Below are 12,770 nucleotides of genomic sequence, written 5' to 3' on the forward strand. Positions count from 1 at the left end.
AGCCCTTCTTACACTTTTCTTAGCCGCGGTCGGAAAAAGAATCGCATACTGATCTTTTGTCAAGAGGAGGTAAAGACTTGCCTTTAGATGCAACGACAAGCTTTACGGCCGATTTTGCTGGCAGTTTTGTCCCTGGCTTTGGTTCCTGTCTGAGCACATCTCCTACCATAACCCCTACGGGAAGAACCCCTTTCTGTTCAACAACCTCTCCTGCTGAAAGCCCTGCCTTTTCCAAAATTATTCTGGCTTTCTCAAGGGGCTGCCTTATTACATCGGGAACCTCCATATTTCCTTTAGGAGCTCCGTGATCGGCTTTTATTTCCGATTCCTGCAAACCTTCACTTTCTCCAAGCATTTCTTCGAGTAAGTCAATTGCTCCACTAATCCTGAGAAGGGTTTCGCCCAGGATTTTCTTCCTGTTTTCAAGTTCTTCAAGCTTTAATTCAATATCTTTGAGGATTTTCTGTCCTGATTCGTATTCCGCCCTGAGCTCCACTAAACGCTTTTCAAGTTGTACATCCATAGTGCCGTAAACCCCTTTAATCTGTTATTTTTTTATAATAAACGCGAATCTGTCTTCAGTTTTCAATCAGCTTTCAGCTGCAACTTATTATTGACATTACCTATTATTGACATTTACCTATTATTGACATTTACCTATTATTGACACTCATCTATTATTGATATTCATCTTTTGCTTTCTACTTCCCACTTTTTGTTTATAGATTCTCTTTTTTGCCTTCTACTCTTCAATGCGTACTTAACCCTTTTATTTTATTCCATCTACAATTTCAATCCAATACATTTTAAGTTTTATATTTTTGCTTATCAGTAAGGATCTCACGAGAGTAACGTAGTTTAATTCAGCGGTTTAACACATTTCCGGAAAAGGTTACAGAAAAAAGGAAGCTAGAAAAGGATTATTGCTTCTGATTTCTATTTAAGTCTTAAGCTTACACTATCCTTGAAATGCGGATCTATCAGGACCCCAAAGGTAGGATTAATAGGGAGTCATTTCTATGAAGGAGTGATTTGTATGGAAACAGCAAGTACTGAGCAGATTAAGGAAGTAAATGAGTATGGAAAGAAAATAATCGAATTGCTTAAGCTGGAAACTTCACCTGTAGCAGTAGCCCTGGTTAAGAAAGGAGCTGAAATTCCGGCAGGGGTCCAGCGGATTAAAGATGGGATGAAGCACTGCCAGATGATGGATCACGTGCGGAAAACAAAAGAGGAGTTTTATGCAGTTCTTGAAGACCAAACCTGCAAAGGAGGAGCTGCAGCAATGGGACTTGGGCACATGCCTCCTAAACTTGCAAGCGGGGAGTTTTATTATGACAAACTGAAGCATTTCAAGACCCTTGAAGCTTCGAAAAAGACTCTTGAAAGAGTCCCCATGCTTGAAGCAGAATCTACACTTGCAACTCTTTATGCACCTCTTGAAAGTGCAAGCTTCGTGCCCGACGTTGTTGTGATAATCTGTTCCCCTAAACAGATGATGCTTCTGACCCAGGCAGCCCTTTATAAAGAAGGGGGTAGAATTGAAGCCGAATTTGCAGGAAAGCAGAGCCTCTGTTCCGATGCTGTTGCCGAACCCTATCTGACAGGTAAAATGGGAATAACAGTCGGCTGTACGGGCAGCAGGACATATACTGGCATTCAGGAATCAGAACTGACGGTTGGCATTCCTGCAAAATTACTGAAGGACCTTGTAGAAGGGCTCAGAGCGATTGTCGGAAAAGCTCCTGCGCATTGATTAGAAAGGGAAAAAGGCATACTTAAACAGGTCAGCTTTTAAGAAAAGCAGCTTCAGAGATGTATTTCAGAAAGGTATTTTTCAAGAATCGGAATTAGAAGAAAACGACCTTAAAATCTCTGCAACTATCTTTAAAAAGATGTTTTTCTAAAGAAATAAAGGATTACAGGAAATAAAGGATCACAGGCAGTAAAATAACTCCCATTGCATGGGATTTCCTGACTTTCATAAAAGACGGAAGCATGCCTATGGGAGTAGAAATTATAAAAAGGAATAACCCGAAAAGCCCTGTAAAAAGAAATACTGTTATTGCAAGCCCTGCAAGGACGCAGGTACAGAGTTTTGCATAGTCAAGTTTCCGGAGCATATGGTGGGCGTTATTCCCTATCCAGACTGTGGAAAAGTACGAAAACATAGCAGTCAGCAGGATAGCGGCAAAAAAGAGCAGTATTACCTGAAAACCAAGTGACCCGATTCCCAGAATTTCATTCACGGCAGCCATTGCCCCACTGCGGGTCTTTCCTATAACCAGAAGAGCTACCAGCCCGAAAATAGCATTTGAAGTATTTACTCCGGAAACCGAGACAATGAACTCCTTTGAACTTTCCAGAGTCTGACGGTCCGAATAAGGGTCAGAAAAAAGAGAGGATTTTTGTCCTCCGGGCACAGGTTCAGAAGTTTCTTTTTGTATGGACCGCCTGTCGAAGTCCGACTTTACAAAGAGCCCTGCCAGAAGGGCAGCAATAGCAGAAGAAACCCCTGGCAGCCAGGCTACAAGGGAACCTGCGGTACTGCCCGTAAATACTCCCCTCAGGATCCTTTTTCGGGAAAGTTCAAATCTTGAGACGGATTCGGCAGGGATCTCGGAGCTTGTGAGGAGGCTTATGATAAGCTGGGAAGCCCCGAAAAGTCCGCTGAGGAGAGGAAGGAGCACGGAAGCCTGCCCGAAGCTTATGACAGGGATCAGAAGGCTTTCTCTGGAGAAAGCAAAGAGCCCCAGAGCTCCTGTGATTAGAAACAGGAAAAGAGCAAGGAGCTTACATCTGTATTTTGCAAGTGAACCCTGACCCTTTACCTCATCGCTTTTTTCACTCGCAAGCATGATAAATACAATGGTGAGCAGAACCCATGCCATATAGTCCTGAAGGTAAGGATAAATAGCTCCGAAGAAAAGAGAGAAAGGCAGCACAAATAGCATGGATGCAACAACCGAGCCTGCACTTCCGAGGGCAGAGAGGCGTACGGCTTCCGCACCTGCGCCTTCCAGCAAAAGCCTGTGCCCTGGAAGGACTGCAAGTGCCGTATCTCCGTCAGGAGCCCCCAAAAACACAGAGGGAATGATATCGTGAAAAGTATGGGATACGGCATTTGAAAGGATTATAAGGGCAATGTAAAAAGGGGCAATTCCCCTATCAGCTAGAAAGGGTGCAAGAGCCACAAGCGCAAGTGCAAAATTGTTTGTGTGTATACCAGGCAAAAGCCCTGAAAATATTCCTAGAAAGTAACCTGCAAGAACAGACAAAAAGAGCAAGAATAAAGAAACTTCTTCCACTCAGCCAGGACCCCTTAAAATAATTTATTCAAACGTTGATAAACTTTATAGAATATTTTTTACACTTACTATTAATACTTAATCTCTTTACGGTATACAGTTCATTTTTCAGACAGAGGATTTCAAGTCTTAAACCGGTTATATGAAACTAAAAATAATAATTAAAGCAGAGTGAGAGTGAGTCAGGAAAAAAATCAAGAAAAAGATAAAAAAAGAAAAAGAAAGAATATTAAGGATAAATAAATTTTAAGAGAGCAGAAAGAATAAATAGAAAGAGATAAAACATAGAATAAGAAAAAAGAACATAGCAGAAAAGAGAAGAAAAAACAAATCGAAGGATAAAACGAAAGACAGCCGAAAAATTAACTTGAGAAATCCGATCGAGATCTCAATTTAAGAGTATAAGTTTTAAACCTAATATTATAAATAAATTTTCTTTGAAATAATGTCCTTATAATGGATAGATAACTTTCCGGCAGAAAGGTATAAATAGCCGGATTTGCCAGCACAAACAATTTTAGTTTACCGATTCGATAAGCCGCTTGAAAATTTTGAAGGCGCTTTATTACATCAAAGAAAAAGAAAAATCATTTCCACTTATGTTTTATATCTAACAGTTATACTATAACATGTAGTCCTAAATGCTAATATTGAATGGGGTTCATGAGAGCATTTAGCAAAAAACAGCAGATCAGGACAAATGAGGTTCGCCATTCCTCAACCCTGCTCTGAACAAATGGAACCCCGCCCGGATTAGGTGACTATTGAGGTTTTTTGCCATTCCTCGGTCTCCGTTTTCGGGAGAGGTTTCGCAGACGGAAACCGGAAACGAGGTTCGCCATTCCTCACCCGGCGACCGCAGATATCAGAACCAACGGAGAAGTGAGAGGCAAATCCCTCTCTAAAACTATTTTTACCTCTCACTTCAATTCTGTTCTCTAAATTATCTCACGCCGCTCCCTAAAAGATCTCATTTTGTTCTCTAAATTTATTCTCTAAATTTATGTCCTACGATTTTTGCTTCAGACCTTTCCTCATTTTCAGCTTTCGCCTTTCAATCTTATGCCCTTTCTGTCAACCTTCTTTTTGCTTATTTTTATTTCCCTTTCCGATTACTTTTGCCTCTCCTGTCTCTCCCCTGCCTGACTGTTCCTCTTTTTTATCGCTTTCTCTTCCAGGCTGCTCTTTCTTCCTGTCACTTCCTCTTTCGGGTTGTTTCTCTTCTAACCTGTCTTCGTTTTCAGTTATTTCTGTCTCTCCAGCCATCTCATCGCCCGAATGTTCATGTTCCTTCAAACTTCTCTCTCTGATCACCTCTGCCTCTTCGGATTCACCTCTACCTGGCTGACCCTCTATCATATCGCTCCCTCTTCCGGGCTGTTTCTCTTTCTTATCGCTTCCTCTACCAAGTTGATTATGCCTCTTCTCATCCCCTCTTTTCGATCTTTTTGTTTTTTCCAATGATTTTTCCGATCTTTTTATTCTGATATCTTTTTATTATCTATCTCTTTTTATTATCAATCTCTTTTGATTGTCTAACCTCTTTCTGTTTATCTGTATCTTCCTCAAACTAATTTATCCGGGCTCGATTCTTGCCGCTATTCAGAGAGTACTATTATTTGCCTGAAAGAGCTTTTTCCAGCTGCGTTCACCGTTTTGTCTGTATTTCTGCTCCCTGCTGGGGAACATCGATAAGGATAAAATCTGCAGGCATGCCGGAAGAAACAGCCTCCATATGGATTGCCTTTTCAAGGTCGATGCGAGCTTGATCTCCCCGTTCTATCCTCTGGCCATTAACAGAAAGCTCACCGGCAGAAATGTAGATAAAGGTCCGGCGATTCTCCTGTGAATTAAAATGGATAACATGGCCTTTTTCAAGGCTGGCACGGTAAATTGTTGCATCAGCATTTATCTTCAGGGCGTTTTCAAGACCCTGACCTGAAGCAAGGGGGAGTAACCTGTTCATCCACCCCGATGCCTCGAATCTTTTCTGTGAGTACGCAGGCTCAAGGCGGCTTCTCGAGGGCAAAATCCATATCTGGTAAAAGTGCAAAGGTTCCTTTCCCGTGTTCAACTCAGAATGATGTATTCCTGTACCTGCGGTAACACACTGCACCTCTCCTTTTCCAAGGACTCCTCTGTTTCCCATATCATCTTCATGCGTTATCTCCCCTTCAATCACAACCGATATAATTTCCATCTCGGAGTGCGGGTGAGTTGAAAAACCTCTGCCCGGCTGGACAGTATCATCGTTAAAAGCGCGCAGGTTTCCGAACTGGACATTATCCGGATCATAATAATCTGAAAAAGAAAAAAGCATGTAACTCTTTAGCCATCCGGAATCCTCAAGATGCCTGGCTTCTGCCGGAATGATTCTTATCATAAAGAGGCCCCTTTTATATTTCCCCTGTAATTATTTGAATACTTGAATAATAAGTAGGGTTTGACTGCTGAGAAGGATATACCTTTGGAAACATAGTTCAGGAATAAAGTTAAGAAAGCCTTCAGACGAGGGTAAAAAAGTATTCCGGTTTCTTCGAAAGGCACGTAAAAAACCATATATATGAGGGCTCCCTTTCCTAAAGCAGCCTTCTACAATTAAATTATAGTTAAGTTATAGTTAAATTATAGTTAAATTATATATCAGTTAAATTATATATCAGATATATTATATGTCAGTTAAATTATAATTAAGCGGTAGTTAAATTCTAGTAAAATTCTTCATTAAAAGAAAACTTATTTAAAACGCGTATAAATGTTAGTAAACGTCCATAAATGATGCATATAAATGGACTCCGCAGATACGCATTTTCCGTTTTTTCCAGATTATTTATCCAGAGTAGAAAAAAGGATTTCAAAAGGATTTCAAATGACAATTAAATGTAAAAAATGCAACCATGAAGCTATCATTTTTCAAAAATACTCAGGTATGCATCTCTGCAAAAGACACTTTATAGAGGATGTAGAAAGGAAAATCAAGCTGACTATCCGGAAAGATTACAGCATCAGGAAAAATGATGTAATAGCTGTTGCTCTGAGCGGGGGAAAGGACAGCTCAGTTGCTCTCTATATAATGCATAAAATCCTGGGAGATAGACCTGATATTCAGATAGTGGCAGTTTCAGTTGACGAGGGAATACACGGATACCGCCCTCACTCTCTTGAGCTTGCAAAAAAACTTACCGAAACTCTGGGAGTTCGTCATATCATAAGGTCTTTTAGAGATGATCATGGCGTTACAATGGATGAACTGGCTGCAATGGACCGGGAAAAAGGTACATGCAGCTACTGCGGGGTTCTAAGGAAAAGCATCCTTAACAGGGTAGCGCTTGAAATAGGGGCAACGAAATTGGTAACAGGGCACAACCTGGATGATGAAGCCCAGACCATTCTCCTCAACCATTTCAGGGGAGATATGGAGCGCATGGTAAGGCTTGCACCTCCTGTAGCAATTGAAGGGCTCGTAATGCGGGCAAAGCCCCTGCGAAATATTCCTGAAAAGGAAGTAGCACTCTATGCCCTGATAAACTCCCTGCCTGTTGACTTCAGCGAGTGCCCGTATGCAGGGGAAGCTCTTCGAGGAGAAATAAGGGAACTATTAAACGGCTTTGAGACAAACCACCCCGGCACCAAATATTCCCTTCTACGGGGTTTTGACAAACTCGTAGGAGCCCTTGCAAAGGAGCTTCCTCCTGCAAAAGTAGAAAAATGCAGAATCTGCGGGGATACCTGTACTGAAGATATCTGCCAGGCATGTAAACTGCTTGGAAGGGCCTGAAAGCAGAGAGGAAAAGGGAAGCAGAGAGGAAAAGGGAAGTAGAGAGGAAAAGGGAAGCAGAGAGGAAAAGGGAAAGAAAAATAAAGTCAAAAAAAGTGTAAAAATAAGGAAAAGTGCAGGTTTCAGAAGTCTTCCAGTTTCAGGAATCTTTCAAAATCCTGCCGGGTCGGAAAGCAGGTCAGAAGGGTTATAGAGTTCCTTTTCCTCACCTGTAAGGTAGAGGCGCGTCCACAGGACCGCAGTAAGCGGCTGCAGTATGAGAACCGGGACAATGTATGTAATGCCTGAAAGCAGGATGCTCTCAGAGCCCAGAAACTCACCGATAAAACTATTGATGAAAGCAAGCCCGATAGAAATAATCCAGATAAAGAAAACATCCAGCTTATTCTTCAGGAAAAACCTGTAACCTGTTTTCAGAGCTTCAAGAGGCTCAAGTTCATCGATTACAAGGGCATAAGGGGCAAGGGAAAGTACGATATTTATGGCAAGGATATAGATTCCCCATATAAGGATCCCTATAGCGAGCGTGCCCATACCTTCCACAGTTGCCTGCGGATTCTCTATCAGACCGCTCATATCCCCGATTGTAAGGGCTGCAGGCACTATGAATACAATGCCCACAAGAAGCATGACGGCTACAAGCACGCTTGTGAGAAAAAGCCTGAAAGCGTTTTTAGAACCGGACCTGATCATATCCGATAATACGGTATCCCCGGTCTCAGAAGCTTTCTTTGCCATCCCGATTGCCCCTGCTGTGAAAAACGCCTGTAAGAACGTGCCAAGCAGGAAAAAAACAATAGTTACAGCCAGCACGGTTGGAATATTATCCGTGAATCCTTCCCAGATTATGGAGTAAAGCTCCTCAGTAGAAAGAGCTTGAGGGTCAATTACACTCCCCGAACCTGAGGCAAAGAGTAATACGCCCATTATACCGAAGAAAAAAATATAGAGAATCAAATTAACAAAAAAATTCAGGACATATGGAATACAAATATTTAGATTTCTAACCCAGGTCTTGAACCCTCTGTTCACTATTGTTCCAAAATCTTCATGCATGTGACACGACCTTCCAATTCTAAAGGCAGCGGCTCTGCATTCCCTCAACAGCCACGTCCTGACTGACTGCAAAAATGGGGTTCGTCTGCAGGCTCACATATACCATTTTCGCATACATATGCAGAAGATAAATATATAATCTCTTATTTCGGTACAGATAAAAATAGTGACAATCAATAATGAAAGCAACAGGCGATCACATGAAAAAGCTGGAAAACTACAACCCCCATGCAGCCCGGGATAACTCTGCCGACCCCGAAAATTCCACCAATTCCAGAAAGTTTACAATCCCGAATAAACCTGAAACCGATAACATCCGGCAAGAAGTACTTGTCCTGGGACACTGCCTGCTCAACCCCCTTGCAAGAGTAAAAGGAGCAAAGCCAACCACCACTGTTGACCCTAAAGGTGCAAACGTTATTCAGCTCCCCTGCCCCGAGTCGATGTACCTGGGAATAAGACGCAGGGAAGTTACCAAAGACCAGCTCGACCACCCAGCCTACAGGCGCTTCTGCAGGGAAATCTTCACCCCCTTTGCGGATATGCTCGAAGACCTAGCAGCAAACTGCGTAAGCATCAGAATAGTCGGCGTTCCGAAAAGTCCTTCCTGCGGCGTAAAAATAACCAGTGTCGGCGGAGAGCCCGGAAAAGTTAAGGAATTTCACCACAGTCATGCTCCGGGACCGGGGGTGTTTATGGAAGAGATTATAAAAGAGCTTAAAAGACGGGGAGTTAAGTTCGAGATTGATGATGCAGGGAAGTGAAGGGTTTTAAAACAGCAAACTTTAAAGAGTTAAATGGGATCATTATTTTCTCTATTTTCCGAATGAGATTTAATTAACTCATTAACATTTATTCCTACTCCTGCAGCAGTTGGTTGTAAAATGAGAAATCTATTCATATTACTTAGCAAGGTTTTCTTATTCTCTGATTTATTTCCAATTTTATTTGAGTCTCCAGTACCTGAAAACTTACTCGTGTTATTTTCTTCCAAACTATTTTTTAATTTACAAACATGTTCACAATCAACTTCAAACTCTAACAATTTATTCTCATGAATTAAATACTCATCAGTATATTTTTTAGTCGAGACAATGACTCGATAGTCTTCGCACTGGCTAGCAGCATCAATATAGTGAGTTTTTCCTTCGAGTATAGTACCCTTAAATGTTTCTTTATGATCATTTGTAAATGTTTCATTATTATGATGCCAGCAAGATCGTGTAGCTATCATAGTAATAAATTTTCTTTTGAGAGTATTATCATAGGTTTCTATTATTTTTAAGTACTCTTTTTTAATAGGCTCATTTCTAGCAATTGCACATTTAGAGCTTTTAACTTTCTCTAAAACTTCAAGAAAACATTTTGCTTCTCTGATAATTTCTTCATCTTCTTCATAGAGAATTTCTCCACGGAAGTAATGTTTAATACGATCAAAGTTGTTATTCATAGGGCTAAATAAAAGGAATAGTTCAGAATCTATTACAAAATCAGGAATCATGATTGATATACCGATCCTTTTAGTTAGATAGTTTCTTATCATTCAGCATTATATCCAACTGTTCATCAATTTCTCTTATGCTTATATTAACTAAATAGTCCTTTGGAAGTTCAGAATAATCCCCGTTAGAGTCAATTATGATCTCTGTTTTTTCCGAAGAGGCTTTCTTTTCGTTTTGTTCGATATAGTAGATTGCGACTTTTTCGGCTAGCTTTGGTTCCTTCATTATACGGGTTCTTATTCTTTCAATTAAATATTCAGAATGAGTTTCAACTATATACTTAGATTCTTCAATTTTTTTGATTGATTCAACAAAAAGGCTGCCTAGCTCTGCTTGAACTTTAGGATGGAGGTGCGCTTCAGGTTGTTCAATAATTATTAATGTTTTTTCTTTAACTAATAAACTTTGTACAATAATGGGCAATATTTGGGAGGTTCCACAACCAACATCTGCAAAATTTACGCCATACTTTGGATTTGTAATAGGAGTTACTATTCTTAATTCAATAGCTTCTTTGTCACTGCTTATTGAAGGTCTTAGCCCTTTGGCTATATCTAGATCGTTAAATATCTTAGCAACTCTTTTTAACAGGTCAACATTTGAACTAAGAACTTGGACTGCATATTCTCCTTTAAAGCCAACTTTATTTTCCTCTGTAAGTTTATAACTTCGATTCGCAGTATCTCTTAGCGGCTCTATGTATTCAATATTCTTAAATTTGAGTTTAACATTTTCATAAAATTTATTAGATTCCATTTTGATCTCAGAATAGGAATTCAAAATTTTGTAGTAACAATTTTTAATTTCTTCTTCGCTAATGTTTGATGAAGGATATTGTGAAGAATAATCATTGAACACAGATTCAAATAGCGATTTTTTATCTTCTTGTTCAAAATAATCGCCTATTGTATAAAAAAAACTATTTCTACATAACACCGGATCTATACCTTGGAACAGACTTTTATTTTTTGCAGACTTAAAAGCAAATTTCGTTGGTATGAATGATGCATCCATTTTCGTAATATTCGCACTTTTCGTTACGCCTTCAATATTATACTCGAATTCACCATTGTAACATGAAAAATCAGTTGTGATTATTTCACCATCGTAAGATTCTTTGACTGACACGTCAAAATAAGTATTGTCTTCAAATTCAAACCTAAATCTCATCTCTTTTTTTTGAGAACCTTGATGGACAACATCTTCAAATTTGCCAAAATCGATGGTACCATTAAATTGCAGAATCTCGGACCCTTCATCTAAGGTTTGTTTTATCAATTTTATGGCATTTAGAATACTACTTTTCCCTCCGCTATTAGGCCCAACAAGTATAGTCAATGGCTTAATAACAATTTCCAAATCTTTAAAAGCCTTAAAATTCTCGATAGTTACTTTTTTTAACAAACTATTCCTCAGTATTTTGTTTCTTTTATTTTTCTTTTCAAAATTTGTAGAATACATTCTTCTAGGCTTTGATTATCACCAATATAAGTTACTTCCTTTCTTGTGTTAAATCCCGACACAACAATATTTTGCATCTTTGAAGTAGGAACGCAAACTGTACCTAGTAAGTCTTTTACACTATATTCTCTATATGAGCCATCAGGAAGATAGCTTTCAAAGCCTTTTTCCTCTAATTTAGAGACTTTTTATTATTTTCTGGTCTTCATATTTTCTCCATAAATCATGCAAAACAATAAAATTTTAATTATATTGAGATAAATTTTCTATTTATGGGAAAAGGAAATGTCGCAATAGATAAGTCAATGATAAAAACGGTAGTTGACGGTAAAATAATGATTCCTTTGCCAAAAGTTTTGGTTGGAAATCGATACTATCCTATGTTTTCCGTATTATCTCCTACTCATTGTGCTGATTGTGGCAATAAGTTACATGTGAACTCTCACTACACTCGTTTTATTTTATCAAGTCACGGCACTATAGCTCTCAATGTTACATACTGGTTTTGTCCTGTTTGTAAGAAACCTTTTCATGATCAGATTATTGGTGTTCCTGGTTCTGCAAATTACAGTTCTGAATATTATGATAAACAAATGAATGTTAGATATGATGGACGATGCAGTCTACACAATTCTCGGCAAATTGGAGAAACATATACAGAAGGCTTGACAGCCTTCTGTGGTAGAGCTCCTTGTGCAACTTCATTATGGTTATATGAACAGAAACATGCAGAACTTTCAAAGCAAGAACTTTTAGATCAAGAGATTGGCTTTGATGAAACATTGTATGTTGATGGGGATTGGATCAAAAAAGGCTGGAAAAAGAGACTTGAAGAGTTGATTGGAAGAAAGCTTACAGAAAAAGAATGGAAAAAAATGCGATATCAATCTGTTTACGTTATTGCTACTAAAGAAAAGGTAGTTTTGGATTTTGAGGTAACTGACAGATTACCAACGATTGAAGCTCTGATTCCTCTTTTCAGACGAATAAAAAACCGATTTCCTGAAGGCAAAATACAAAAAATTGTTTCTGATGAAGATAAAGCAATCATTGGAGCTGTAAAGAGTGTCTTCCCTGAAGTAGCTCACTCCTTTTGTGTGTTTCATCAATTAAAAAACGTTAGCAAGAGATACTATGAAGAATTCAACTCTGTTGAAGATATTCCAGATAATGATAAGGTTGTGTCCAATGAAATATATCAGTTGATACGTTCTGATACGGTCATCAGTGCTGTTGTATGTATTCAAAAGATACGAGAATTCTACTCTAATCTGGAACTTTCAAAAGCGTCTCAGAAAGCGATTTCTTATGCAGAAGAGATTTTCAAGAAAAATGTAAGCTTCTTGAAAAAAGGGTTTACACCTGAGACAGATAATACAATGGAACAGATATTTTCTTTGATAGGTGATATCGTAGACAAAGCAAGATCATTTAAAACCGATAGTGGCCTAACTAATTTTTGTTACAATTTATTTACTTATTTCAACAAACGGTGTTTCAGTACTGGTAAATGGAAAGGATTCTCACCCTTAATGAGGGCAAGATTCCAGTATGGATAAAAGTAAAGAGTAAATGGAAACTTTCAGTTTTAATCTGCAGCTTTACAGCGGTAGCTATCGAATAATTATGGCAAAAATAAGAAATTGATGTACAAAATCTAGATAT

At 39.1% G+C, this 12,770-nt stretch carries 11 protein-coding genes; 4 read left to right on the plus strand and 7 right to left on the minus strand.

The annotated features are described in order from the left end of the window. Positions 1 to 19: 19 nt before the first annotated feature. Positions 20 to 523, minus strand: coding sequence for a PASTA domain-containing protein (locus ACZ5A8_RS09135; protein ID WP_464533476.1), 504 nt, complete (start codon positions 521 to 523; stop codon positions 20 to 22). A 513-nt stretch (positions 524 to 1,036) separates the two neighbouring features. Between ACZ5A8_RS09135 and ACZ5A8_RS09140 the strand changes: the two genes are divergently transcribed. Beyond that, positions 1,037 to 1,756 (plus strand): DUF169 domain-containing protein, encoded by a 720-nt coding sequence (locus ACZ5A8_RS09140; protein ID WP_464533477.1) that lies wholly within the window; start codon positions 1,037 to 1,039, stop codon positions 1,754 to 1,756. Between the two features lie 163 nt (positions 1,757 to 1,919). Here the strand turns inward: ACZ5A8_RS09140 and ACZ5A8_RS09145 are convergent, their stop codons facing one another. The 3 genes from ACZ5A8_RS09145 to ACZ5A8_RS09155 form a co-directional block, all read right to left on the minus strand. Then, positions 1,920 to 3,308, minus strand: coding sequence for a tripartite tricarboxylate transporter permease (locus tag ACZ5A8_RS09145; RefSeq protein ID WP_464533479.1), 1,389 nt, complete (start codon positions 3,306 to 3,308; stop codon positions 1,920 to 1,922). A 1,074-nt stretch (positions 3,309 to 4,382) separates the two neighbouring features. Further along, positions 4,383 to 4,769: a hypothetical protein gene (locus tag ACZ5A8_RS09150; protein ID WP_464533480.1), complete on the minus strand. Its 387-nt coding sequence runs from the start codon at positions 4,767 to 4,769 to the stop codon at positions 4,383 to 4,385. 187 nt (positions 4,770 to 4,956) lie between these two features. Next, complete coding sequence (locus ACZ5A8_RS09155; protein ID WP_464533482.1) at positions 4,957 to 5,691, minus strand: pirin family protein; 735 nt, start codon at positions 5,689 to 5,691, stop codon at positions 4,957 to 4,959. 486 nt (positions 5,692 to 6,177) lie between these two features. On the opposite strand from ACZ5A8_RS09155, the gene ACZ5A8_RS09160 reads away from it, so the two are divergent. Further along, positions 6,178 to 7,086 (plus strand): TIGR00269 family protein, encoded by a 909-nt coding sequence (locus ACZ5A8_RS09160; protein WP_464533483.1) that lies wholly within the window; start codon positions 6,178 to 6,180, stop codon positions 7,084 to 7,086. A gap of 150 nt (positions 7,087 to 7,236) precedes the next feature. Here the strand turns inward: ACZ5A8_RS09160 and ACZ5A8_RS09165 are convergent, their stop codons facing one another. After that, positions 7,237 to 8,013: a DUF7847 domain-containing protein gene (locus tag ACZ5A8_RS09165; protein ID WP_464533485.1), complete on the minus strand. Its 777-nt coding sequence runs from the start codon at positions 8,011 to 8,013 to the stop codon at positions 7,237 to 7,239. Between the two features lie 308 nt (positions 8,014 to 8,321). Between ACZ5A8_RS09165 and ACZ5A8_RS09170 the strand changes: the two genes are divergently transcribed. Next, positions 8,322 to 8,906, plus strand: a complete 585-nt coding sequence (locus ACZ5A8_RS09170) for a hypothetical protein (protein ID WP_464533487.1) — start codon at positions 8,322 to 8,324, stop codon at positions 8,904 to 8,906. 29 nt (positions 8,907 to 8,935) lie between these two features. On the opposite strand, the gene ACZ5A8_RS09175 is transcribed toward ACZ5A8_RS09170, so the two are convergent. After that, positions 8,936 to 9,643, minus strand: coding sequence for a hypothetical protein (locus tag ACZ5A8_RS09175; protein WP_464533489.1), 708 nt, complete (start codon positions 9,641 to 9,643; stop codon positions 8,936 to 8,938). Between the two features lie 19 nt (positions 9,644 to 9,662). Next, positions 9,663 to 11,105 (minus strand): AAA family ATPase, encoded by a 1,443-nt coding sequence (locus ACZ5A8_RS09180; RefSeq protein ID WP_464533490.1) that lies wholly within the window; start codon positions 11,103 to 11,105, stop codon positions 9,663 to 9,665. A gap of 272 nt (positions 11,106 to 11,377) precedes the next feature. Between ACZ5A8_RS09180 and ACZ5A8_RS09185 the strand changes: the two genes are divergently transcribed. Continuing rightward, the gene (locus ACZ5A8_RS09185; protein WP_464529292.1) at positions 11,378 to 12,664 is read left to right on the plus strand and encodes a transposase; all 1,287 of its coding nucleotides are present in this window, start codon (positions 11,378 to 11,380) and stop codon (positions 12,662 to 12,664) included. Positions 12,665 to 12,770: the final 106 nt, after the last annotated feature.

This window comes from Methanosarcina subterranea, assembly GCF_055385895.1.

Coding starts and splice junctions, on each gene's coding strand:
- ACZ5A8_RS09135 (WP_464533476.1), bottom strand. CDS start 523: ATGGATGTACAACTTGAAAAGCGTTTAGTGGAGCTCAGGGCGGAATAC.
- ACZ5A8_RS09140 (WP_464533477.1), top strand. CDS start 1,037: ATGGAAACAGCAAGTACTGAGCAGATTAAGGAAGTAAATGAGTATGGA.
- ACZ5A8_RS09155 (WP_464533482.1), bottom strand. CDS start 5,691: ATGATAAGAATCATTCCGGCAGAAGCCAGGCATCTTGAGGATTCCGGA.
- ACZ5A8_RS09160 (WP_464533483.1), top strand. CDS start 6,178: ATGACAATTAAATGTAAAAAATGCAACCATGAAGCTATCATTTTTCAA.
- ACZ5A8_RS09165 (WP_464533485.1), bottom strand. CDS start 8,013: ATGGGCGTATTACTCTTTGCCTCAGGTTCGGGGAGTGTAATTGACCCT.
- ACZ5A8_RS09170 (WP_464533487.1), top strand. CDS start 8,322: ATGAAAGCAACAGGCGATCACATGAAAAAGCTGGAAAACTACAACCCC.
- ACZ5A8_RS09175 (WP_464533489.1), bottom strand. CDS start 9,643: ATGATTCCTGATTTTGTAATAGATTCTGAACTATTCCTTTTATTTAGC.
- ACZ5A8_RS09180 (WP_464533490.1), bottom strand. CDS start 11,105: ATGTATTCTACAAATTTTGAAAAGAAAAATAAAAGAAACAAAATACTG.
- ACZ5A8_RS09185 (WP_464529292.1), top strand. CDS start 11,378: ATGGGAAAAGGAAATGTCGCAATAGATAAGTCAATGATAAAAACGGTA.